Annotated in this window: 20 protein-coding genes; 13 read left to right on the forward strand and 7 right to left on the reverse strand. The window is 35.1% G+C overall.

Annotation, left to right across the window (positions count from 1 at the left end; all coding sequences use genetic code 11):
- Window positions 1-22: 22 nt before the first annotated feature.
- Window positions 23-949: a DMT family transporter gene (locus AZF08_RS08895; protein WP_033675687.1), complete on the reverse strand. Its 927-nt coding sequence runs from the start codon at window positions 947-949 to the stop codon at window positions 23-25.
- A 119-nt stretch (window positions 950-1,068) separates the two neighbouring features.
- Here AZF08_RS08895 and pdxR point away from each other — a divergent pair, with 119 nt between their 5' ends.
- Window positions 1,069-2,463, forward strand: coding sequence for a MocR-like pyridoxine biosynthesis transcription factor PdxR (gene pdxR / locus AZF08_RS08900; protein ID WP_033675684.1), 1,395 nt, complete (start codon window positions 1,069-1,071; stop codon window positions 2,461-2,463).
- Window positions 2,464-2,480: 17 nt separating this feature from the next.
- Window positions 2,481-2,813, forward strand: a complete 333-nt coding sequence (locus AZF08_RS08905) for a hypothetical protein (RefSeq protein WP_033675682.1) — start codon at window positions 2,481-2,483, stop codon at window positions 2,811-2,813.
- Between the two features lie 32 nt (window positions 2,814-2,845).
- Here the strand turns inward: AZF08_RS08905 and AZF08_RS08910 are convergent, their stop codons facing one another.
- The 3 genes from AZF08_RS08910 to AZF08_RS08920 form a co-directional block, all read right to left on the reverse strand.
- Complete coding sequence (locus tag AZF08_RS08910) at window positions 2,846-3,358, reverse strand: GNAT family N-acetyltransferase (RefSeq protein ID WP_033675681.1); 513 nt, start codon at window positions 3,356-3,358, stop codon at window positions 2,846-2,848.
- A 183-nt stretch (window positions 3,359-3,541) separates the two neighbouring features.
- Window positions 3,542-4,918: a HAMP domain-containing sensor histidine kinase gene (locus tag AZF08_RS08915; protein ID WP_033675679.1), complete on the reverse strand. Its 1,377-nt coding sequence runs from the start codon at window positions 4,916-4,918 to the stop codon at window positions 3,542-3,544.
- 66 nt (window positions 4,919-4,984) lie between these two features.
- Complete coding sequence (locus tag AZF08_RS08920; protein WP_033675677.1) at window positions 4,985-5,656, reverse strand: response regulator transcription factor; 672 nt, start codon at window positions 5,654-5,656, stop codon at window positions 4,985-4,987.
- Window positions 5,657-5,991: 335 nt separating this feature from the next.
- Between AZF08_RS08920 and AZF08_RS31740 the strand changes: the two genes are divergently transcribed.
- Window positions 5,992-6,114, forward strand: a complete 123-nt coding sequence (locus AZF08_RS31740; RefSeq protein ID WP_063177261.1) for a hypothetical protein — start codon at window positions 5,992-5,994, stop codon at window positions 6,112-6,114.
- Between the two features lie 424 nt (window positions 6,115-6,538).
- Here AZF08_RS31740 and AZF08_RS08930 read toward each other — a convergent pair whose 3' ends face one another.
- Window positions 6,539-7,045, reverse strand: coding sequence for a GNAT family N-acetyltransferase (locus tag AZF08_RS08930; protein WP_033675676.1), 507 nt, complete (start codon window positions 7,043-7,045; stop codon window positions 6,539-6,541).
- Window positions 7,046-7,459: 414 nt separating this feature from the next.
- On the reverse strand, window positions 7,460-8,269 hold the full coding sequence (gene fdhD, locus AZF08_RS08935; RefSeq protein ID WP_033675675.1) for a formate dehydrogenase accessory sulfurtransferase FdhD: 810 nt from the start codon (window positions 8,267-8,269) through the stop codon (window positions 7,460-7,462).
- Between the two features lie 471 nt (window positions 8,270-8,740).
- Between fdhD and fdhF the strand changes: the two genes are divergently transcribed.
- From fdhF to AZF08_RS08975, 8 genes are all read left to right on the forward strand, one after another.
- Window positions 8,741-11,683, forward strand: coding sequence for a formate dehydrogenase subunit alpha (fdhF, locus tag AZF08_RS08940; RefSeq protein ID WP_033675674.1), 2,943 nt, complete (start codon window positions 8,741-8,743; stop codon window positions 11,681-11,683).
- Window positions 11,684-11,695: 12 nt separating this feature from the next.
- Window positions 11,696-12,178, forward strand: coding sequence for a DUF1641 domain-containing protein (locus AZF08_RS08945; protein ID WP_033675673.1), 483 nt, complete (start codon window positions 11,696-11,698; stop codon window positions 12,176-12,178).
- A gap of 156 nt (window positions 12,179-12,334) precedes the next feature.
- Window positions 12,335-14,206 carry a glycerophosphoryl diester phosphodiesterase membrane domain-containing protein gene (locus AZF08_RS08950; protein WP_033675671.1) on the forward strand — a complete coding sequence of 624 codons (1,872 nt, stop codon included), beginning with the start codon at window positions 12,335-12,337 and terminating at the stop codon, window positions 14,204-14,206.
- A gap of 562 nt (window positions 14,207-14,768) precedes the next feature.
- A complete protein-coding gene (gene ald, locus AZF08_RS08955; RefSeq protein ID WP_063177262.1) occupies window positions 14,769-15,902 on the forward strand; it encodes an alanine dehydrogenase in 1,134 nt (377 codons plus the stop codon).
- 103 nt (window positions 15,903-16,005) lie between these two features.
- Window positions 16,006-17,421, forward strand: a complete 1,416-nt coding sequence (locus AZF08_RS08960) for an amino acid permease (protein ID WP_063177263.1) — start codon at window positions 16,006-16,008, stop codon at window positions 17,419-17,421.
- Between the two features lie 122 nt (window positions 17,422-17,543).
- On the forward strand, window positions 17,544-18,104 hold the full coding sequence (locus AZF08_RS08965) for a class I SAM-dependent methyltransferase (RefSeq protein WP_063177264.1): 561 nt from the start codon (window positions 17,544-17,546) through the stop codon (window positions 18,102-18,104).
- 230 nt (window positions 18,105-18,334) lie between these two features.
- Window positions 18,335-18,712, forward strand: coding sequence for an ArsR/SmtB family transcription factor (locus AZF08_RS08970; RefSeq protein ID WP_033679044.1), 378 nt, complete (start codon window positions 18,335-18,337; stop codon window positions 18,710-18,712).
- Between the two features lie 27 nt (window positions 18,713-18,739).
- A complete protein-coding gene (locus AZF08_RS08975) occupies window positions 18,740-21,106 on the forward strand; it encodes a heavy metal translocating P-type ATPase (protein WP_033679043.1) in 2,367 nt (788 codons plus the stop codon).
- Window positions 21,107-21,138: 32 nt separating this feature from the next.
- Here the strand turns inward: AZF08_RS08975 and AZF08_RS08980 are convergent, their stop codons facing one another.
- On the reverse strand, window positions 21,139-22,602 hold the full coding sequence (locus AZF08_RS08980) for a nicotinate phosphoribosyltransferase (protein WP_033679041.1): 1,464 nt from the start codon (window positions 22,600-22,602) through the stop codon (window positions 21,139-21,141).
- Window positions 22,603-22,918: 316 nt separating this feature from the next.
- On the opposite strand from AZF08_RS08980, the gene AZF08_RS08985 reads away from it, so the two are divergent.
- Window positions 22,919-24,187, forward strand: a complete 1,269-nt coding sequence (locus AZF08_RS08985; protein WP_033679039.1) for a tetratricopeptide repeat protein — start codon at window positions 22,919-22,921, stop codon at window positions 24,185-24,187.
- Window position 24,188: 1 nt separating this feature from the next.
- The gene (locus AZF08_RS29765; protein ID WP_153019504.1) at window positions 24,189-24,311 is read left to right on the forward strand and encodes an NprX family peptide pheromone; all 123 of its coding nucleotides are present in this window, start codon (window positions 24,189-24,191) and stop codon (window positions 24,309-24,311) included.
- The last annotated feature ends 142 nt before the right edge of the window (window positions 24,312-24,453 follow it).

Genomic DNA, 24,453 nt, shown 5'->3' on the forward strand with positions numbered 1-24,453 from the left:
TAGTACGACCTCTTTTGACATTTCATATTTGTTCAGTGGTAAATGTAGGCTTTGTTTCTTTTTCAGGCATTGTTAAGAAAATAACAGCAAGAATGATACATACCCCGCCTAATAGTTGATAGGCGCCAAAAGATTCATTTAACCAAGTGATGGAAACGACTGCTGCTACAAGTGGTTCAATGCTAGATAAAATACTTGTTTCTGTTGCTGATAAATATTTTAGGCTCCCGATATAAAGAAGGAAAGAGAGCGTCCCACTTATAATAATAAGAATGAGCATAGAGAATGTTTGGAATGTAAAAGTTTGCGAAAGATGATTCCACTGGAAAGAGCGATTGCAAATAAGAAGTGCAATGCCTCCAATTAACATCCCCCAGCCGATAATGAGAGTCGTCCCCCATTTTTTTATAAGGGAAGCAGGATGAAGCGTATAAAAGGCAAAGCCAATTGCGGTTAGCAATCCAAATATAATCGCTTCTTTAGATAAGACGATATTTTCAATTGAACCATTCGTAATGATGAAGTATGTTCCTGTTAGTGCAGCTGTAATTGCTAATATTTGCATGGCAGCAGGGAACTTTTTATGTTCAAATGCAACGTAAATAGTAATCAGGACAGGGCCGAGAAATTGAAAGAGTGTTGCGGTAACCGCGTTACTAATATGAACGGTTTCAATAAAAGCGTATTGTGCGCCAAGCATGCCAAGAATCGAGAAAATTATAAGTTGTACAAAATGAAGCGGATGTTTCCAAATCCGGAAGATGTTTTGTTTTTTTACGAGTAAGAAACATAAAATAAAGATCCCAGCAAGCAATAGGCGAATCGTTAAAAAGTCGATAGATGATACCACAGTATTTTGAAAAAGCCACTGAATCATAGGTCCTGATAATCCCCATAAAGTAGCACCTGTAATAATCATTATAAGTCCAAGGCGTCTGTTATTTTGCATACTCATGATGCTCCTTTCATGGATTGATTTTTTTAGATTTACATGATAAAAGGAATTATATATAACTTCTGGTACTGTAAAAAGTATCAAGTATATCTTTTTTAAGGGGGTCAGATTCTGTGTTAGAATTAACACCAAGTTTGAATCCAAAGAAAAAAAAGCCATTGTATGTACAGCTATATGAGTATATAAAAACGGAAATAAAAATGGGGAAAATCGTTCCTTTGACAAAGCTCCCTGCAAAAAGAAAGTTAGCGATGTATTTGCAAGTAAGTAAAAATACAGTAGAAGCAGCATATGAACAACTTCTTGCCGAAGGGTATATTGAATCAGTTTCGCGTAAGGGCTATTTTGTATGTGAAATGGAACAAATGATACATGCAAAAGACAAAGAAGAATTTGTAAAAGAAGTAGCGTTTAGGGAACGGAAATATAAATATGATTTTACGCAAACTGGTGTGGATGCTGATTCTTTTCCATTCACTGTATATAGAAAAATTACAAATGAGGTATGGCAACTAGAAAATAAAGAATTACTTTTTCTGGGACATCCTCAAGGTGAATTGAATTTGCGTGAAGAAATAGCCAAATATTTATATGAATCTAGAGGGGTACGTTGTTCTGCTAGTCAGATTATACTAGGAGCGGGAACACAATTTTTAATAAGGATATTGTTTCAGTTATTAAAAGGAAGTCATTATGCAGTAGAAAATCCAGGGTATCACCGAAAATTAGTTACGTTTGAGCAAGGTGAGCAGAATGTTCAGATGTTGTCACTGGATGACGAGGGAATTTGTATTTCAGATTTAGAAAATAGTAATGCAAATGTTGTATTTGTTACACCATCCCATCAATTTCCATGCGGAATGATTATGCCAATCACAAGGCGGATGCAACTCTTGCAGTGGGCAGAGCAAGAGCAAGGAAGATATATTATTGAGGATGACTACGATAGTGAATTTCGTTATTCAGGAAAGCCGATACCAGCATTACAAGGGCTTGATTCAAAGGGGAAAGTCATTTATATGGGTACATTTTCAAAGGCATTACTGCCATCATTACGAATGAGCTATATGGTTTTGCCAAAAACGTTAATCGAATTGTATCAAACACAATATTTGTTCTATACACAAAGTGTTTCAAGAATGGATCAAGAAATCATTAGAAGGTTTTTAAACGAAGGACACTGGGAAAGACATATTCATAAAATGCGGGTTGTGTATCGGAAGAAGAGAGATATTCTTGTTTCGGCAATTGAAAAATATTTTTCTAATAGGGTGGACGTGATAGGAGAAGATTCTGGTTTACATATTTTATTAAAGGTCGATAACGGAATGGTAGAAGAGGAATTAATTGAAAGAGCGGCTGAAAGTAGTATAAAAATATATCCAGTTTCAATGTATTACAAAGAGGGAAGCATTCCAAAAAATACGATTTTACTTGGATTTGCTATTTTATTAGAGGAAGAGATTGAAGATGCGATTCGATTATTATATAAGGCATGGTTTTTGTAAAAGTAGGAGGGAATTAGGTGCAACAAGTTATTGAAAGAGTACGTGGGAATAAAAGAATACAGAATATCATTATTATTGCTGGATTCATGAGCATATTGCTAGGACCGGAGGAGTTAAATATATATACAGGTGTTTTGTACAGTATCATATTGGGGGTTATTGTGTATATTTCAAGTTATTTATACCTAGCCCGATCATGGAAAGGTATTGTCTATTCAGCAGGTGCAGTATTCATTATCGCTGCTCTTTACGGAATTTTTATAATGTTTTTCCCGGAAGTGCATTATATAGGAGTCATAATTATTGTTGGAGTAGTGGGCTTTATATTTACATATTTTGTTGGAAAATGAAAAACATCCTCATGTATGTGAGGATGTTTTTATTACTTTTCTTCATCTAAGAATAAAACCATATGCTCTTCGTCCCAATATTGACCGTTATATTTTAATGAACGCTCTTGAACACCGAATGTTTTAAATCCTAATGATTCATAAAGTTTCTTTGCACCGTCGTTTCCGACAACAACATCAAGCATAACTTGTTCTACTTCTAACTTTTTTGCAAGTTCAATACATGCCTTGATAAGGGATTTTCCTGCTCCAAGTCCACGGGCTTTTGGAGATACATATACTGAACCAATCTTTGCTTTATGTCCTTGTTTTACGTATGGTTTCGTTTCCAGTGTTGCGACCCCAATAAGCTTCTCATCTTTAAACGCACCAAGTGTGTAGTTTTCGTCTTGTGCCAATTTTTGTGCCTTATATTCGATTGGACACTCTTTATTAATAATATCTTCATAAGAAGAACTAAAAGCTTCAGGATTTTGTTTTAATCCTTCTACGCGAAGTTCTAAATAAATTTCTGCTTCTTGCTTTGTTAATACATGGATTTCCAAGTATATCACCCTCCAAATCGTTGCCAGTTGTAATTACATTTTATATTGAAATAAGAATAATTTCAAAAGGTCAGCTTGTATTTAGTAGATTTTATTAGTTTTTACGTTCTTTTTGCATCGATATTCGTTATTTAAATAATAGCACCAGCAGTTTTTGGAACCACTGGTGATGTAAGCTCTATATTATTTGATTGGTAATTCAATCATAAATTCTGTTCCAATCCCTAATGCACTTTGTACCCGAATGGAGCCACTATGTAGCTCCACAATCTCTTTTGCAACAGCGAGTCCAATTCCTTTGCCACCTGTGGCTCTAGTCCGTGATTTATCGACTCGATAAAAGCGATCGAAAATATGGGGAATATCTTCTTTAGGAATACCTTCTCCTTCATCTTGCACACATATAGTAAAAGTATTCTCATTTGTAAGTACATACATTGTAATAATGGAATGCTCACGAGAATGTTGATAGGCGTTGTGTAGTATATTTAACATTACTTGTTCCATACGGCGTTCATCCATACAAACCTCTAGATCCTCTGCATATGGGAACTCAATTTTCATTTGTTTTTTAGCAAGTGTTGTTTTTGTTTTTTCAATCATTCGTTCTAGAAACGGATGAAGTAGCATTTTCTGCTTTTTAATAATAAATTGATGTTGTTCTAACTGAGCAAGATCAAATAAATCTTGCACGAGCTCTGTTATACTATCAGTTTCATCTTCGATAATTTGTAAATATTCTTCGCGCTCTTCTTTTGATAAAGAATCTCTTTTTGCAACTTTCGCGTAGCCCTTCATATAAGTAAGGGGGGTGAGAAGTTCATGAGCAACACTAGCTAGAAATTCATTTCGTTCTTTTTTCATATAGGTTAATTCACTTGATAATTCCTCAATGGTTGTCGCTAAACTACCAAGCTCATCATTACGTTTAATACCTAATTTAATCGGTTTATTTAGCTTTAACATTTTTTCTGTTGCTCGTTTCATTTTAATGAGTGGATCGGTAATGACACGAGAAAAGATGAAGACAGAAATAGTAGTTAAAAGAAGGGTTAATATACCGATAATAATGAATTGATGTGTTAAACGAAGAATCATTTTTTCTAAGAAGGCGGTATCTAAAAACATATGGACATATCCAGTGACCTGCGCATTAATTATGATTGGACTTGCTGTTGAGATGAATTTCGATGTCTTCCAATTTTTTTCAATCATCGTTCCATTTCTTGAAATGGATTGTATTTTGTAAGCAAGTTGTTTTTTCATATCTTTTGTTACAGTATCTGAAGCAGCTAAAATTTGTCCATTGGTGTCTGTTATGACTAATGTTGTATCTGAAGTGGAGTGAGATTCCGCTGTAATAGCGCGTTCAAAGGCGCGTGGACCATAGCGATTTTCAATACGGTCACGATATCGATTTCCTTTCTCTAAAAGGGCGTTTGTTTCTTCATCGATACGCATTTTAGCAAGACTTGTATGAAAAGATACAAAGGCTATTGTTTCAATACATAAAGCTAATATTAAAAAGTATGTACCGATTTTGAGGGAAAGTTTGTTCATTTTTTCACCATACCTTTATTTCATATAAATGGTCAGTGGTATGAATTTCCCCACTGACCAAAATTATCATTCACTTTTCCATTTATAACCTACTTTGTAGATGGTTTCTAAGTATTGTTCGATAGGAAAGTCTTGCTTTCGTAGTTTATCTCGAATATTACGGATATGTGAATCAACAGTACGATATTCGATATCGGTTTGATATCCCCATATTTTTTCAATTAAGTCATCACGACTATAAGCGCGGTTCGTATTTTGTAAAAACAGTCCTAGTAATGAAAACTCGATAGGTGTAAGAGGAATTTTTTCATTGTAAACAGTAACAGTATGTTTTGTCTTATCCCATTCAATACCATTGAAGCTTACAAATCCATCCTTTTTCGTTCGGCGCAATACAGCTTCAATTCGTGCAACGAGTACTTGTTCATCAAAAGGTTTTGTAATATAGTCATCAGCACCTATAGTAAGCCCCTTTACCATATCGTAGTTTTGATTACGAGCTGTTAACATAATGATTGGGACATTACATATTTGACGTATTTGATAACACGTATCCCATCCATCCATGTTTGGCATCATGACATCTAACAAAATGATATCAAAGTCTTTTTGCTGAATTAGTTCAAGAGCTTCGATGCCAGAAGTGGCTTTCATACAAAAATAGCCACGTGGGCTTAAAAATAAATCTAATAATCGCAACATACGTTCTTCATCATCTACTAATAAAATTTTTATCATATTTTTGTGCACCTCAAAACATTCATTCTACTTTGTATAGTGTACATGAAAATGATAAAAAACTCTGTTTATGTGATTGAATTGCAGAGGATTTTTTCTACCAAAGCAATTGACATAAAAAATGCACTACTTTTGCACAACTCTCTTTTATAATAGAGAACGTAGCGACACAAAATACCCTATGTTGCGACATAACGTCATGTCATTTTATTATAAAATGACAATTCCATTCTATTGTGTATGTGAGATAGTGAGGATTTTCGTATTCACCTCGCATCGGATAAGGAAAAATTCCTATCTCACACTTTTTTTATTTCTATAAAGGGGACATACACGTGAGTAAAAAAGAAGAGTATTCACAAAAAGAAAAGCAAGAGCGTAATGCTGTTGTGATGTGCATTGCAGTATCTATGCTAATTATTGTAGCGTGTACAAATAAAATTTTCGGGATTCTATAATAGATAATAAAAACTCGTTGTTTCCTTTTGAGAAACAACGAGTTTTTTTGTTAGATAAGGGATCAAAAAATGATAGAAGCGTTTATACAATAAACCAAGGGAGAACAGCTAAGCCGGATGTTACAATTACTGTACCGCAAATTAAAAAGATAAGATGTTTGTTCTGTTTCATGTTACAGTCTCCTTCAACTATTGATTTAATTTCATTGCTACTGATTTTCCATTTATTATTACTTCTACGATTGCTCCCATTATTTCTATCATTTTTTCATCACTTATCTCTCCTTGTTGTCATTTCGTATTTTCAGTATAGCGAAGAAGCAGGAATAGAACGATCGATAAAGGTGACATGAATATTACATTGTTGTAAGAAAAAAGCACCTTCATTATGAAAGGGTGCTTTAAAAAAATCGATGCTGAATTATTAGTCATTCAAAAATAAAACCATATGTTCTTCATCCCAATATTGTCCGTTGTGTTTTAAAGAACGTTCTTGAACGCCATATGTTTGAAAACCAAGCGATTTGTATAGTTTTTTTGCAGCTTCATTTCCGGCCACAACATCAAGCAGGAGTTGTTCGACATGTAATTTATGAGCATTTTCAATAATAGCTTTAATTAAAGCTCGTCCAGCGCCAAGGCCGCGTACTTTAGGGGAGACATAAACAGAGCCGATTTTCGCTTTATGCTCTTGTTTAATAAATGGTTTTGTTTCTAAAGTAGCGATTCCAATTAAATCGTTATCTTTAAACACACCGATTGTATATTTATCTGGGTTAGCTAAACGTTTTGCCATTGCAGCAACAGGATCTTCATGTTTTAGTACGTCTTCATAAGAGGAGCTAAAAGCTTCAGGGTTCTTTGTTAAGCCTTCCATACAAACTTTCAAATAAATTTTTGCATCCTCTTGTGTTAATAAACGAATTTCCATATCGGTAACCTCCTCAGTTTATCCTGCTCTATAGGAAAATAGGTACGCCCCTTTCCTATTTAAAGTAGGGGGTATAATCCGTAAGAGTCTGATGGTCATATTGATAGAATATCTACTGTGTATTTATAAACATATTCTGTGCTTATTCTTTCTTAATTTGTAAAAGAATAAAGAGATATATGCGGGGAAGACAGGTATCCTCATTTATCCCGCTATTTGCGGGCTGTAATACTCCTACCTCAAAATTCAGCGAAAGCAAAGACGTTAGGTGGGAGATAAACTGCCCGTAAAAGCCTTCACTTTATTTTTTAGTGATTCACCTTATGTAATGAAATTATATATTAACTTTATTAACTATTCAACGATTAAATATATTACATTTTTATAACTAAAAACGACTCCCATGTAAAGGAGTCATTTGTTTTCCTCTTTATATCCTTCAATCCGTTCTGGATGAGTATAAATGTTACAAGAGTCATTCCGAATAAATCCAACAACTGTAATACCTAAATCATGAGCAAGTTGTAATGCTAATTTTGTTGGAGCTGATTTGGAAAGAATAATTTCACAACCTATTTTGGAAACTTTCAGCAAAATTTCAGATGAAATTCGGCCGCTAAATGCAATGATTTTCCCTTGGATAGATATATTGTTACGTAAGCAATGACCATATATTTTGTCTAATGCATTATGTCTTCCAATATCCATTCTTGATAGGAGGATGGTATTTTGATTACAAAGAGCGGTATTATGAACGCCACCTGTTTGCCGAAATGTAGTAGAAGATTGTTGTAAAGTATTCATTAAATAAAAGCATTCTTCTGGAGTTAATGTTACATGTATATCACTGAATTTTTTTGCTTTTGCTGCATCGTTTACAAAAACAAATCCTTGTCTACTTTTTCCACAACAAGAAGTAACATATCGTTTATTATATAGAGTTTGATAAAGTGGATTGACTTGCGACGCTTTCACATGAACGACCCCTGTTTCTTGCTGTATCCATAATTCATCAATATGTTTATAGGAAGCGATAATCCCTTCAGAAATTAAAAATCCTATTACCATATCTTCAATATAATTTGGAGTACATACAACTGTTACATACTCTTCACCGTTTAATTTAATCGTTACAGGAGATTCTGTAACAATTTCATCTTCTTGTTTGAAGAATACTCCGGCCTTATAACGTACCATTTTATATGTTTCTTGGACAGGATCCATATTATTTTCCCCTTTATATGTATTTTTCTTCCTATTCATCATAAAACATTGAAAAAATAAAAGCATCTGTTATCTATATAAATCCATTTTGATTTTTCAATATATAAGTCACTGCTATGAAGACAAAAGATGATCGCTACTAGTTCTCTCTTTTTGTTTTAACTTGGCATGGGACTAAAAAAGGAACTGACCGCTTCTATGCATGGCTGGATGCTCTCTCCCACCTAAAAAGAAAGGTTTATGTTTGTTTTTCAGTTTCTCTATATTATTTGGTTATTATTGTATATTTAAGATATAATAGGGTAGTAGAATAGTGTCATTTTAAGGATTTCGTAGTATACCTTATAGCATCAAGAATCGGCTTCTAAGATAGGATTTCAACAGAGCGTTTCAAAAAAATGTACAGCAATATAGTTTTGAAAACGGATTCAAAAATGTATTGTACAGTTAGGTGTAAGGAGAGGGGAAACTATGACAGAACAAACAGTTCGTGTAACCATAGATGGAAAAGAATTTCTTTCATCTGGTGAAAAAACGATACTGCAATTATTTAATGAGAGTAAACTAGAGCATCCACAAATTTGCCATGTACCAGAGGTAGATCCCATTCAAACTTGTGATACATGTATTGTGGAAGTGGACGGCAAGCTAATGCGTGCTTGTTCAACAAAATTAGCAGATGGTATGCATATTGAAAGAAAATCAGCACGTGCCCATGAAGCTCAAACAGAGGCAATGGATCGTTTATTAGAGAATCATTTATTGTATTGTACAGTGTGTGATAACAATAATGGTAACTGTAAAGTTCATAATACGGTGCACATGATGGGGATTGAAGAGCAGAAATATCCATATGAACCGAAAGTTAGTGCTAGTGAAGTGGATATGTCTCATCCGTTTTACCGTTATGATCCAAACCAATGTATAGCTTGTGGTCAATGTGTAGAAGTGTGTCAAAACCTACAAGTGAATGAAACATTATCAATTGATTGGAGTTTAGATCGTCCTCGTGTTATTTGGGATAGTGGTGTGAGTATTAATGATTCATCTTGTGTGAGTTGTGGTCAATGTGTAACAGTATGTCCATGTAATGCATTAATGGAAAAAACAATGCTAGGGGAAGCTGGTTTTATGACTGGTTTGAAACCAGCTGTACTAGACCCAATGATTGATTTTGTAAAGGACGTAGAGCCTGGATATAGTAGTATTTTAGCGGTTTCAGAAGTGGAATCTGCAATGCGTGAAACGAAGATTAATAAGACGAAAACAGTGTGTACATTTTGCGGTGTTGGTTGTTCGTTCGAAGTATGGACGAAAGATCGTCAAATTTTAAAAGTGCAACCTGTATCGGACGCACCAGTAAATGGGATTTCGACATGTGTAAAAGGGAAATTCGGCTGGGATTTTGTAAACAGTGAAGACCGCATTACGAAACCGCTGATTCGTCAAGGAGATATGTTCGTTGAAGCATCATGGGAAGAAGCTTTAGAGGTCGTTGCATCTAATATGCAACATATTAAATCAGAATATGGTAGTGATGCATTTGGCTTCATTTCTTCTTCAAAAGTAACAAATGAAGAAAATTACCTCATGCAAAAACTAGCTCGTCAAATATATGGAACAAATAATGTAGATAACTGTTCTCGTTATTGTCAATCTCCAGCAACAGATGGGTTATTTAAAACTGTTGGTATGGGTGGTGACGCTGGGACAGTGAAAGATATTGCTGAAGCAGGACTTGTCATTATTGTTGGTGCAAATCCAACAGAAGGACACCCAGTACTAGCGACTCGTGTAAAACGTGCTCATAAATTACATGAGCAAAAATTAATTGTAGCAGATCTTCGTAAACATGAGATGGCCGAACGTGCTGACATGTTCGTTCACCCGCGCCAAGGAACTGATTATGTTTGGCTTGCTGGTATAACAAAATATATTATTGATCAAGGTTGGCATGATAAAACATTCTTAGATGAAAATGTGAAGAACTTTGATGAATATAACAAAATGTTAGAGAAATATACACTTGGTTATACAGAAAATATTACGGGGATTTCTAAAGATACGTTAAAAGAAATGGCTCGTATGGTATACGAAGCAGATGGTACTTGTGTACTTTGGGGTATGGGAGTTACGCAAAATACGGGCGGAAGTACAACATCAGCAGCAATTTCAAACCTACTTCTCGTAACAGGTAACTATCGTCGCCCTGGTGCAGGTGCATATCCACTCCGCGGACATAATAATGTACAAGGTGCTTGTGATATGGCAACATTACCAAACTGGCTTCCTGGTTACCAAGCGGTATCTGATGATACATCACGTGCGAAATTTGAAAAAGCATACGGTACTACAATTCCGAAAGAGCCCGGCTTAAATAATATTGCGATGCTAATTGCAGCGGAAGAAGGAAAGCTGCGTGGTATGTATGTCATGGGAGAAGAAATGGCTTTAGTGGATTCCAATGCGAATCATGTACAGCATATTTTAGCGAATCTAGATTTCCTTGTCGTTCAGGACATGTTCTTATCTAAAACAGCCCGCTTTGCTGATGTTATTTTACCAGCGGCACCAAGTTTAGAAAAAGAGGGGACATTTACAAATACAGAACGTCGTATTCAAAGGTTATATGAAGTAATGCCGCCGCTAGCTGATTCTAAACCTGACTGGTGGATCCTGCAAAAAGTGGCTCGTGCGCTTGGCGGAGATTGGAACTATGAGAACCCAAGTGAAATTATGGATGAAATCGCCTCATTGACACCACTTTACTCACAAGCAACGTATGATCGTTTAGAGGGATGGAACAGTTTATGTTGGGGTAGCCATGACGGTAGCGATACACCATTATTATATGTGGATGGTTTCAACTTCCCGGATAAAAAAGCACGCTTATCATTAGATGAATGGATACCACCAGTGGTAGCTCCAGAAGACTATGATTTACTTTTAAATAACGGTCGTATGCTAGAACATTTCCATGAAGGAAATATGACAAATAAATCAGTAGGAATCTTATCTAAAATTTCTGAGGTATTTGTTGAAATCTCGCCAGAACTTGCGACAGAGCGAAATGTAAAAGATGGTGGTCTTGTAGAGCTCACATCACCGTTTGGAAAAATAAAAGTGCAGGCGCTTATCACAGACCGTGTGACTGGTAATGAACTATATTTACCGATGCACGCAACAGTGAATGAAGAAGCAATTAATATTTTAACAGGAACAGCGACAGATCTTTATACGTGTACGCCAGCTTATAAACAAACGATGGTGAAAATGCGGGTACTACGTGAAAAAGGAAATCGCCCGTTACCAGCTTCAAACCCAAGAGATAAAAAACGTCATCCACAAAATGGTGTTGAGATTCAGCAGAAATGGCAGCGAAAACAATACGTATCACTTGTGGATCAGAACTAGGGGGCGAAGAAAGTGGCAAAAGAAATTACATTGATTCAAAAAAAAGTTATAACAGAAGAAGAAAAGAGACAACAGTTATCAGATGAGCTGTTAACACAATTAGCTGAAAACCGTGAAGCAGTTGAGGAAACGATGCAGTTATTAGCACAGTTACAGCAAGCGGGTATATTAGACGCGGCAATCAGTTTGCTTGCTGCGAAAGAAGATGTTTCTAAAATTGCTGTGGAGCAATTGAATCGTGACCCAGTAAAGAATGCATTAAATAATATGCTGGGAGCAGGAGAAGCATTATCTTCTGTTGATCCAGAAGTAACAAAACAAGTAACGTCGAGTTTAGTTACGGGATTACAATTTGCAACAGACGAATTAAAAAAAGGAAAAAAGACAAAAGTTATGGATTTCTTTAAAGTATTAAAAGATCCTGATATTAATAGGGCCATTACATTTGGTTTTAGCTTTTTAAAAGCATTTGGACAAGGGTTAGAGAAAAAATAAAAGGAAAAAGAGTGATGGAGGAGTAGACATCACTCTTTTTTTTGTGAATGTATAAGAGTATTCATGTTAAGCGGAATATATTATGATAAAAAAGATGGATTTAGAATGGAAATATGGAATCCATCTCAAATATAGTTTTAGAATTTGGAGGAATATATGCTACACCGTAAAAGATTATCTATACCAGGAGTCATGAAACATTCCTTTCAAACAGTGCAATTTGCTTTTTGGAATGTGCTGGCATTTCAACTGGTTTATAAATTATTAGCCGCGATTGTGTTTATACCATTATTTGGTATTATTTTTAATAAGTTATTATACTGGGGTGGCTATGCAAATGCGACAAATGATGAATTGCTAGCTTTTTTGCAAACCCCGTATGGAATCACAGCCATTGTAATTTTATCCATATTGGCACTGTTTCTCATTTTTACAGAATTTGCGGTGCTCATTATTATTTCGTATTTTGCACATAAAAGGCAAAAGGTGAGATTGCGTCCAATTTTGTATAAAACGGTAACATATTTACCTTCTCTTTTCACATATTGCTTGCCGGGATTTATTTTGTATGCTGTTGTTTTGTTACCTCTTTTAAGTATGGGGTATAAATCTGCACTAATCCCTGAAATCCAAATTCCAAATTTCATTACAGGTGAATTGCTAAAAACGACAATGGGGCAAGTAGGTTATTACACTTTCTTTGGTGTAGTCGCGTATTTGAATCTTCGTTGGATCTTTGTTTTACCTATTATAGTGTTAGAAGAAAAACCATTTCGCATAGCTGCACGTAAAAGTGCAAGCTTAGTAAAAGAGAGCTTTTTTAAAATTTTGTTCTTTTTAGTTGGCTGTTTTATCTCGATAGGGATTGTGTTTGTTTTATTTATGGCGATGTACTTATTGTTCTTATGGGGCGTTTATGAATTTACAAATCCGAAAGGAACATTCGCCGTATTAGCTGAATCTACTCTATCTGTATTTTTAACGAGTACATTGTATTTGTTTAGCTTTATTGTAACGCCTTTTTATATTATGGCATTGACAAGACTTTATTTACAAAAAGTCCCGGTGGAAGATGTTTTGTTAGAAGAAGGCTTAGATTATTCAAAAACAAAAGCGGATAAATGTTTCTTTAAAAAGCACCGGTTCAAATTTATAGGTGTTTATATTGTTGGTGTGTTCACAGTAGGTATGGTAGTTGCGTTCATTGTAACGTTTATTACGAATTCATATAAAGAACCAGTGATTATGGCGCATCGTGGATATATTTCCAAAGGAGTCGAAAATACGAAAGAGGCAGTACAGGGTGCGATTGATGCAAAAGCAGACTATGCTGAAATTGATGTATTGCAAACAAAAGATGGTGAATTGGCAGTGATACATGATTTGAAATTAAAGCGTCTTGCCAATGCTAATGTACATGTATCAGATTTAACCATGGATGAGCTTCGAAAGTTAACACTTAGTCAAGATGGACTTTCAGGGAAAATTAGTACGCTGGATGAGATTATTAAGCTTGCAAATGGCAAAATCAAGCTCAATATAGAAGTAAAACTACATGGAAATGAAAAAGATTTTGTAAAAAAAGTATTAAAAACAATCAAGGACAATGACTTTGAAAAACAATGTGTAATTCAAACATTACATTATCCGCTCATTAAAGAATTTAAGCGTGCAAATCCTGATATAAAAGTAGGATATATTTTATATGCAAGTAGAGCAAATTTAAAATTTGTTCAAGCAGATTTCTATGTGGCAGAAGAATATATGTTAAATAAACGTTTAGTAAAATCAGCACGAAAATTAAATAAACCAATTTATGTATGGACTGTAAATGATATGGAGAATTTAAAGAAATATTATAAGCTCAATATAGATGGGATTATTACGGATTATCCTGAGGATGCACAAGAAACGATTAAGATGATGAAAGAACAAGAAGAAAATGAAACGGATATGTTTGAGAAGATTACAGAAACAACGGAAGATTTATTTTCAAAGTTATTTATGAGTTACCCAGCTGCCGGTTAAATACTGGTAGCTTTTTTTACTATATAAGTACAAATTGAAAAACTGATATAAAACCTTTCTTTTTAGGTGGGAGAGTGCATCCAGCCATGCATAGAAGCGGTCAGATCCTTTTTCTGCCCCATGCCAAGTTAAAACAAAGAGAGAAAACGAGTGCAGGTCCCCTTTTGTTCTTTATAGCAGCGACTTATATGCCTGCAAATCAAAATGGATTTATATAAAAAGAATATAGTTCTAAAATATTACAGGGAATAGGAAGTGTATATGTATGCGATTTGTATTGATTTTTCACATTGTTATATTATTGTCAAATAATAAGTGATTAGCATGCGATTTCTAAACTTATAATAAAAATAGAATGATTGGTAATTAGAATATAAGAATACCCCTTATGAAATAAAGTTTGTTATATTTACACTATTCCAAATATATAAACTTTATTATTTTAGTATGTTAGCGTTTTCATAATTTTTAAGTTATGCTAGAATAAGGACATAAGTTATTAATTATTATAAAAAGAAAAAAGAATTTCTTTTTTCTGTTAATTATAAGGGGGCATTTCATTATGCGTATTGGGGTACCAACAGAAATTAAAAATAACGAAAACCGTGTGGCAATGACACCAGCTGGTGTTGTGCATTTAGTTCGCAATAATCACGAAGTATTCATTCAAAAGGGTGCAGGTTTAGGATCTGGTTTTACAGATGCGGAGTATGTTGAAGCAGGAGCTAAAATTGTTGATACAGCTGAAGAAGCTTGGAACATGGATATGGTTATGAAAGTTAAGGAACCAATTGAAAGCGAATACAAACACTTTAGCGAAGGTTTAATCTTATTCACATATTTACACTTAGCTCCAGAACCAGAATTGACAAAAGCACTAATTGAAAAGAAAGTTGTTTCTATTGCTTATGAAACAGTACAATTAGAAAACCGTTCTTTACCATTACTTGCACCTATGAGTGAAGTAGCTGGTCGTATGTCTGCACAAATTGGTGCACAATTCCTTGAGAAAAACAAAGGCGGCAAAGGTATCCTACTTGCAGGTGTTCCAGGGGTAAAACGTGGTAAAGTAACAATTATCGGTGGTGGACAAGCTGGTACAAATGCTGCTAAAATTGCAGTTGGACTAGGTGCGGATGTAACAATCATCGACTTAAGTGCAGAACGTCTTCGTCAGTTAGATGACATTTTCGGTAACCAAGTAAAAACTTTAATGTCTAATCCATACAATATTGCAGAAGCTGTAAAAGAATCTGATCTTGTAATCGGTGCGGTATTAATTCCAGGTGCAAAAGCGCCAAAACTTGTAACAGAAGAAATGATTAAATCAATGGAACCAGGTTCTGTTGTAGTAGATATCGCAATTGACCAAGGTGGTATTTTCGAAACAACTGATCGTATTACAACTCATGATAACCCAACTTATGAAAAACACGGCGTTGTTCATTATGCAGTTGCAAACATGCCTGGTGCAGTTCCACGTACATCAACTCTTGCATTAACAAACGTAACAGTGCCATATGCAGTGCAAATTGCAAACAAAGGCTACAAAGAAGCTTGCCTAGGCAACTCTGCATTATTAAAAGGTATTAATACACTAGATGGTTATGTAACATTTGAAGCAGTTGCAGAAGCTCATGGTGTAGAATACAAAGGTGCAAAAGAATTATTAGAAGCAGAAACGGTATCTTGCTAATTGAAGCATAATACAAAAAACAATCGAACAATATTTTATACAACACGATAAGAGCTAAGAGAGAAGACCTCTTAGCTCTTCTTAGTAAAAGGGGGCATACATCGTGGCCAACCTATTTAAAAAGAAATCCGTTACGCAGCTGTTAGGGGAAAGTAAAAGTAAGACTTTATCCAAAACTTTAGGGGCATTCGACCTAACAATGCTAGGGATTGGTGCGATAATTGGTACAGGAGTTCTTGTATTAACTGGATTAGTAGCAGCAAGAGATGCTGGTCCAGCAGTTATTTTTTCATTTATGATTGCAGCAATTGTTTGTGGTTTTGCAGCATTATGTTATGCAGAAGTTGCGTCTACACTTCCGGTATCAGGTAGTGTGTACACATATTCATACGCAACAATCGGTGAGTTTGTAGCCCATTTAATGGGATGGACGTTACTATCGGTATACGTTGTAACAACAGCAGCAGTAGCTGGTGGATGGACAGGTTACTTCCATAACTTAGTGAGTGGATTTGGTTTAGAAATCCCGAAAGCACTGTTAACGATTCCATCACAAGGTGGTATTGTGAACTTGCCAGCAGTGATTATTACACTAGTGTTAACATTGCTATTATCACGTGGTACGAAAGAGAGTAAACGCGTGAATAACGCAATGGTATTAATCAAAATTGGTATTGTTGTCCTATTTCTTGCTGTTGGTGTATTCTATGTGAAACCAGAAAACTGGGTTCCATTTGCACCATACGGATTAAGTGGGATTTTTGCTGGAGGAGCAGCTGTATTTTTTGCCTTCTTAGGTTTTGATGCACTAGCAACTTCAGCTGAAGAAGTGAAAAATCCACAGCGTGATTTACCAATTGGTATTATTGCTTCATTAATCATTTGTACAATCATTTATATTGCAGTTTGTCTTGTAATGACTGGTATGGTTTCTTATAAGGAATTAGATGTACCAGAAGCTATGGCTTATGTATTAGAAGTTGTCGGACAAGATAAAGTAGCAGGTATCATTGCAATTGGAGCTGTAATTGGTATTATGGCTGTCATTTTCGCATACATCTATGCAACAACACGTGTATTCTTTGCAATGAGTCGTGATGGTTTGTTGCCAAAATCTTTTGCGAAAATCAACGAAAAAACAGAGGCACCAACGTTTTCAACTTGGTTAACGGGAATCGGTAGTGCTTTAATTGCTGGATTTATCGATTTAAAAGAATTGTCAAACTTAGCGAATATTGGAGCACTATTAACATTTGCGATGGTTGGTGTATCAGTTATCATTCTTCGTAAAACACACCCGAAGTTACAGCGTGGATTTATGGTTCCACTTGTACCGACTTTGCCGATTATTTCAATTGTATGCTGCTTATTCTTAATGGTAAACTTACCGTTAACAACATGGATATACTTCGGTATTTGGTTAGCAATTGGAGTAGTTGTATACTTTGTTTATTCGAAAAAACACAGTCATCTAAAAGAAGATGGAAGTTCGCAAGATAGCTTGGAAGAAGCTAATTAAGGGGATATAATGTTGGCCTTGTGCGTTTAGGGAGCGCGCAAGGCTTTTTGTTTTGAGAAAAGAAGGAGAAAGGTAGAATTCTGTAAAAATTTGTATGTTGGAATATGCAAAGGGGTGAAAGAATGGCTGTAAAAGATGAACTGAAAATTGTTGTTGGTGCAGGAGAATTTAATAATAATCCAGGATGGTTACATACGAGCGAGGAAGAATTAAATTTATTGAAACGGAAAGATTGGATGCAGAGATTTGCTCCTAACTCTTTAGCGGTAATTTTAGCAGAACATGTGTGGGAACATCTATCGTATGAAGAGGGAGTAGAGGCAGCGAAAGTTTGTCATGAGTTTTTAATGCCAGGTGGTTATATACGGTGTGCTGTTCCGGATAGCTTTTTCCCAGATGAAGAATACCAAGAGGGAGTAAAAGTGGGAGGACCAGGACCGTTGGATCATCCAGCAGCAAGCCATAAAATTGTCCATAATTATAAAACGATGATATCCATGTTTGAGATTGCAGGATTTCAAGTGAGACTTTTAGAATATTGTGACGAAAATGGTGTATTTCATTATAACGATTGGGATGAAAAAGAAGGGTTCATTTATCGTTCAAAACGATTTGATCATAGAAATCAGGATGGAAAGTTAGGATTTGCTTCGTTAATTGTTGATGCAGTGAAAGCTGAATAAATCAGGAACAAGAGGATGTACGAGAGGATGAAGACTTTCGTACATCCTTTTTGCATGAAGAGTATAATGGATGCGGAGAATACGTTATATACGTTTCATTTTAAATGTGAACAAAATGTTCGAAAAATTTAGCGTGTATTTTATTGACACATATGAATAGACGCTCATATAATAAAAGTATAAGATATATGAACAATTGTTCATATGTTCAAATAAAGAGGTGAGCTATAATGGCTGGAAATAAATTAGAAACAAATCAAGAAACATGTTTGCAAACAATAATTCATGAGGAAGTCGTTGATCAAGTAAAGCAAACAATCCCAAATGATGAGAGTTTAAGTAAAGTAGCAGAGTTATTCAAAGTATTAGGTGACCGCACACGTACGAGAATTTTACACGCGTTATTTGAAGCGGAAATGTGTGTATGTGACTTAGCTTATTTACTCGGAATGACACAATCATCTATTTCCCATCAACTACGTGTATTGAAGCAAGCAAAACTTGTAAAAAACCGTAAAGAAGGAAAAGTTGTTTATTATTCATTAGCTGATCATCATGTAATCCATATCTTTGAGCAAGCATTTGAGCACGTAAACGAGGAAGAATAAAAAAGAGAAGCACAAGGAGGGAGAAAGATGGCGGAAGCACTAGTGAAACGAAAACTTGTGTTAGATGGATTAGATTGTGCGAACTGTGCGATGAAAATTGAAAAAGGAGTTGGAGGATTAGAGGGTGTCTCCTCTTGTTCTGTGAACTTCGCAACAAAGACAATGATTTTAGAAACAGAGCAAAATAAAGAAAATAACGTTGTTGCTAACGCGAAACAACTTGTCACGAAATTAGAACCACACATTAAGGTGCAGGAAGAACAAAAAACAAAAGCCGCAAAAGAAGTATTTGTGTTAGATGGATTAGATTGCGCAAATTGTGCAATGAAGATTGAAACAAAGGTAAAGGAAATGCCCACGGTTTCAGCGGCGACTGTTGATTTTGTATCGAAGAAATTAAAAATAGAAGTTGCAAATAAAAAAGAACTTGAAACGACAGTACAAGATATAAAAAATATTGTGCATAAGTTAGAGCCAGATGTAAAAGTTGTCAGAGAAGAAGGAACAGGTCATGATCATGGACATAGTCACGATCATGGTGAAGGAAATGTGAAGAAAATGCTATGGCGCTTAGCGATCGGTGGTATTTTAACTGGAATCGCTGCACTAGCAGGATTACCACAAATGATGACAATTTCACTTTTTGTTGTTGCGTATTTACTGATTGGTGGAGATATCGTTTGGCGCGCTATAAGAAATATAACACGCGGTCAAGTATTTGATGAAAACTTCTTAATGGCAGTTGCAACACTAGGGGCATTTGCAATTAAACAATATCCAGAAGCAGTTGCTGTTATGCTATTTTATCAAGTAGGTGAGTTATTCCAAAGTATTGCGGTGAATCGTTCTCGAAAATCAATCACTTCCTTGATGGATATTCGTCCCGATTATGCGAACGTTAAGATGGGAAACGAAACAAAACAAGTCTCTCCAGAAGATGTACAAATTGGAGATTATATTATTGTTAAGCCTGGCGAAAAAGTACCATTAGATGGGAAAGTAGTTGAAGGAGCGTCGATGGTTGATACTTCAGCATTAACAGGTGAATCTGTACCGCGTGAAGTGGAAGTTGGTAATGATGTATTAAGTGGTTTTGTAAATCAAAATGGTGTATTAACGATTGAAGTAACAAAAGAATTTGGTGAGTCAACTGTATCGAAAATTTTAGATTTAGTACAAAATGCGAGTAGTAAAAAGGCGCCGACAGAAAACTTTATTACGAAATTTGCACGTTACTACACTCCGATTGTAGTTATTACAGCAGCGGCATTAGCGTTTATCCCACCTCTTATTTTAGAAGGAGCGACATTCTCAGATTGGGTTTATCGTGCATTAGTATTCCTTGTTATTTCTTGTCCATGTGCATTAGTTGTATCCATTCCCCTTGGATTCTTTGGTGGTATTGGTGGGGCATCTAAAAGTGGTATTTTAGTCAAAGGAAGTAACTATTTAGAAGCGTTAAATGATGTGAAATATATTGTATTTGATAAAACAGGAACATTAACAAAAGGTGTCTTTAAAGTAACAAAGATGAAACCAAATGGAACAACTACGAACGAAGAGCTTCTTGAATATGCAGCATTTGCAGAAGTGTATTCAAACCATCCAATTGCACAATCCATTCGAAGTGCATATGGAAATTCAATTGATGAAAATATCATTGAAGATTATAGTGAAATTTCTGGTCATGGTACAGTTGTAAAAGTACAAGGGAAAGAAATCTTTGCGGGTAATGCAAAATTAATGAAAAAAGAAAATATTACATTCGAGCAACCTCAAACAGTAGGGACACTTGTTCATATTGCTGTAGATGGTGCATACGCTGGTTATATTGTGATATCGGATGAAGTGAAAGAGGATTCAAAACAAGCGATCCGAAAGTTAAAAGAGCTTGGTATTAAGAAAACAGTTATGTTAACAGGTGATGCGAAGTTAGTTGGCGAAGCGGTTGGTAAGGAGCTTGGGTTAGATGAAGTTCATGCTGAATTATTGCCACAGCAAAAAGTAGAAGAAATTGAAAAAATTGATGCAGCAAAACAAGCAAAAGAGAAAATTGCTTTCGTTGGTGACGGTATTAATGATACACCAGTATTAGCAAGAGCTGATGTTGGGATTGCGATGGGTGGCTTAGGGTCTGATGCAGCTATTGAAGCGGCAGATATTGTAATCATGACAGATGAGCCTTCAAAAATTGCAACGGCTGTTAAAATAGCTAAACGTACACGTAACATTGTGTGGCAAAATATTATCTTTGCACTTGGTGTAAAAGGTCTTGTTTTATTACTTGGTGCATTTGGGATTGCAACAATGTGGGAAGCTGTTTTTTCAGATGTTGGTGTTACATTAATCGCAGTATTAAATGCGATGCGTGTACTGAGAGTGAAAAACTTATAAAAAATAAAAAGAGAGGCGTAATGCTTCTCTTTTTATTTTTGTATATTTTTTGCAACTTGATTTCGCACAGTTTGAATGTAATTCATTTTATGATCCCAGCATTCTTGACTTAAATCTACAGGGTATTCTTCCGGATTTAAAGTTCTCATATACTCTTCCCAAAACAGTGATAAGCTGCTTTCTGTGTATGCTTGAATGTCTAATATGTCAGGGAGTTGATATGTCCTTTTACCATTTATAAAAATATCATGGTGTAGCTCTCGTGCTTCAAAATTTGTTACAAATTTACTAATATACGTATGAACAGGATGGAACATTTTTAAACGTTCTTCCTTCTGTGGCTCTTCTGATTCTAAAGCGATATAATCACCTTCTGCATGACTGTTAACGCGATTAATGATTCGATAAATGCGCTTTAGTCCTGGTGTTGTAATTTTTTCGGGATTAGAAGAGATTTTAATCGTATCATTTAATGTACCATTTGCATCTTCAATGGCAACTAATTTATACACAGCACCTAATGCAGGTTGTTCAAAAGAGGTGATAAGTTTTGTTCCAACGCCCCACACATCAATTTTTGCCCCTTGAGATTTTAAGTGCATAATTGTATATTCATCTAAATCGCTAGAAGCGATGATTTTTGTGTTTGTAAATCCAGCTTCATCAAGTAGCTTTCTTGCCTCCTTTGATAAATAAGCCATATCACCACTATCAAGACGGATACCATAAAAATCAATGCGTTCTCCAAATTCTTTTGCGACGCGAATGGCATTTGGTACACCGGATTTTAATGTGTCATATGTATCGACAAGAAAAACACATTTTTTATGTGTTTCAGCGTATTTTTTAAATGCAACATATTCATCACGATACGCTTGAACAAAGGAATGTGCATGTGTACCAGCTACGGGAATGCCAAAGCGTTTTCCGGCGCGGACGTTACTTGTAGAAGAAAATCCACCGATAAAGGCTGCGCGTGTCCCCCAAAGAGCGGCATCGAATTCATGGGCACGGCGTGTGCCGAATTCTAACAGTTCATCGTTGTTGGCTGCATGTTTCATCCGTGCGGCTTTTGTAGCAATTAATGTTTGGTAATTCACAATATTTAATAGGGCTGTTTCAATAATTTGTGCTTCGCCAAGTGGTGCATCAACACGCAATAATGGTTCGTTATTAAAAACAACTTCCCCTTCTTGCATACCGCGAATGGTTCCTGTGAATTTCATATTTTGTAAATAGTGAAGGAATGCTTCTTCAAATTGTAGTTCTTTCAAATAGGAAATATCACTTTTGGTAAAACGAAAATTTTCTATGTACTCTATAATTTTTTCAAGACCAGCAAAAATGGCATAGCCATTTTCAAATGGAAGCTTCCGAAAATATAAATCAAAAACAGAACGGCGATCATGAATGCCGTCTTTCCAATATGTATAAGCCATGTTGATTTGGTATAAATCTGTATGTAAGGCGTAACTATCGTCTTTATAATGATTCATTGCGAAAACACCTCCGTAATTTGGTTATAGTATACCAATTTTTGGTCCTTTATGCCAAAGAGGATCTTTTTACTAAGAAATATTGGGGATTATTATGGTAAAGAGATAAATGAAAGTGGCTAGATAGTGATTAAGCAAGTAGTAAGCAAAATTAAGCTTGCTCAGAATCCTTTTCTAGCATAAATATTGGTGGTTAAAGTTGGAATGAAATGAATTTAATAAAAAATATTTAGAAAGTTTACATTTATCAATTTATATTTTTGGCATTTTTATGTATTATTAAAGTAGTGAGGGTAAATGAGAATGGAGGAGGGCAATGCAACAAACATTAGAAAAAATCGGCAAACAAGTTTTTTATAAACGACTGCAGCAAAAAATGACACAGGAAGAATTATGTCAGGGCATTTGTTCCGTCTCATATTTAAGTAAGATTGAAAATGGAAAGATAGAAGCATCGGAGGAAATTCTACAGTTGCTCTGTACGAGGTTAGAGATTGCTGTGACGGATTTGAGAGATGTGGAAGAAGAAGTGAAAGAAAAGCTGGATGAATGGTTAAATGCATTGGTTCATTTAGACAAGCAGCAGGTTGAACGTATATATAATGAGTTGCAAGCTGAAATGCAGCATGTTTTAGATTTTGAAATCATAAATTATTATAATCTGTTGTATACACGATATTTAATTATGAAACGGGATCTTCCAGCGCTTGAAGAGGAACTAGAGAAATTAAAGAAGATGTATAAGAAGTATTCGCCGTTTCAGAAGCTGTTGTATACGTATAGTAGAGCATTAATGTATTTCATGAAGCATAGATACAAAGCCTCACTTGAATGCTTGATCCAAGCAGAGTTAATGGCGAAAGAGCAAGGTTATTATGAGACGGGAATTTATTATAATTTAGCGCTTGTTTATAGCTATTTAGAGATTGATCATATGGCATTATACTTTGCTAATATTGCATTAGAAGGCTTTCGGAGTGAATATAGGTTTCGGAATGTAATTAATTGTCAATTGGTTATTGCTTTTAGTTATATTCGGAAAAAGCAATATAGTGAAGCGTTAGAAATGTATAATAATATTTTAAGAGAAGCAATTTCTTTTGCTGATAAAGACATTATTACATCAATTGCATTAAATAATATGGGGTATTTACATTATCATAAAAAAGATTATAAAAAAGCAAAAGAATATTATCTGCAGTGTTTACAGTACAAAAAAGAAGAAGATTTTAATTATATTGATGCTGTATATGAAATTTCTTTGCAGTGTGTTCAATTGCAAGAGTTTGAAGAGGCAAGAGAGTGGATTGAAAGAGGGATAACTGCTGCGAAAAAAGATGAAAGATATAAAAGCATGTTGTATTTATTATTAATACTTCAATATAAATACTTTGAGAAAAAAGAAGTATATAAAAGATTTTTAGAAGTAGAAGCTGTTCCTTTTTTTAAAACGGAGGAAAATACAAAAGATTTGAAGAAAGTCTATTTAGAATTAGCAGAATGCTTTGAAGAATTATTAGAATTCAAAGAAAGTAGTCGCTATTATAAAATGGCTGTAAATTTATTAGAAGAAGGAGGAAGTTAATATGAAAAAAGTAATTATTAGTGGATTTGTATTGATGGCGCTTTTGGTTGCTGTACTAGAACCGCAATATGGTTGGAGACCAGATATGTCTGCTGAAAAAATAAATACGGTAGTAAACATATAGCAAATATTGAGAAAGGCCCTTTCCAAATCGGAAAGGGCCTTTCTCAATATTTGTTCCCCAAAATTCTACAAAACTTGAGAAAAAATATATTTGAATTTTTAGTATATTAATAATGAAAACTTAGTGCTAATATAAAACTACT

It is taken from the genome of Bacillus gaemokensis, from assembly GCF_001590835.1.
GTDB classification, from domain to species: Bacteria; Bacillota; Bacilli; order Bacillales; family Bacillaceae_G; genus Bacillus_A; species Bacillus_A gaemokensis.

Coding starts and splice junctions, on each gene's coding strand:
- AZF08_RS08970 (WP_033679044.1), top strand. CDS start 18,335: ATGGCTGGAAATAAATTAGAAACAAATCAAGAAACATGTTTGCAAACA.
- AZF08_RS08895 (WP_033675687.1), bottom strand. CDS start 949: ATGCAAAATAACAGACGCCTTGGACTTATAATGATTATTACAGGTGCT.
- AZF08_RS08985 (WP_033679039.1), top strand. CDS start 22,919: ATGCAACAAACATTAGAAAAAATCGGCAAACAAGTTTTTTATAAACGA.
- AZF08_RS08975 (WP_033679043.1), top strand. CDS start 18,740: ATGGCGGAAGCACTAGTGAAACGAAAACTTGTGTTAGATGGATTAGAT.
- ald (WP_063177262.1), top strand. CDS start 14,769: ATGCGTATTGGGGTACCAACAGAAATTAAAAATAACGAAAACCGTGTG.
- AZF08_RS08915 (WP_033675679.1), bottom strand. CDS start 4,918: ATGAACAAACTTTCCCTCAAAATCGGTACATACTTTTTAATATTAGCT.
- AZF08_RS08965 (WP_063177264.1), top strand. CDS start 17,544: ATGGCTGTAAAAGATGAACTGAAAATTGTTGTTGGTGCAGGAGAATTT.
- fdhF (WP_033675674.1), top strand. CDS start 8,741: ATGACAGAACAAACAGTTCGTGTAACCATAGATGGAAAAGAATTTCTT.
- AZF08_RS08920 (WP_033675677.1), bottom strand. CDS start 5,656: ATGATAAAAATTTTATTAGTAGATGATGAAGAACGTATGTTGCGATTA.
- AZF08_RS08950 (WP_033675671.1), top strand. CDS start 12,335: ATGCTACACCGTAAAAGATTATCTATACCAGGAGTCATGAAACATTCC.
- AZF08_RS08980 (WP_033679041.1), bottom strand. CDS start 22,602: ATGAATCATTATAAAGACGATAGTTACGCCTTACATACAGATTTATAC.
- fdhD (WP_033675675.1), bottom strand. CDS start 8,269: ATGGATCCTGTCCAAGAAACATATAAAATGGTACGTTATAAGGCCGGA.
- AZF08_RS08930 (WP_033675676.1), bottom strand. CDS start 7,045: ATGGAAATTCGTTTATTAACACAAGAGGATGCAAAAATTTATTTGAAA.
- AZF08_RS29765 (WP_153019504.1), top strand. CDS start 24,189: ATGAAAAAAGTAATTATTAGTGGATTTGTATTGATGGCGCTTTTGGTT.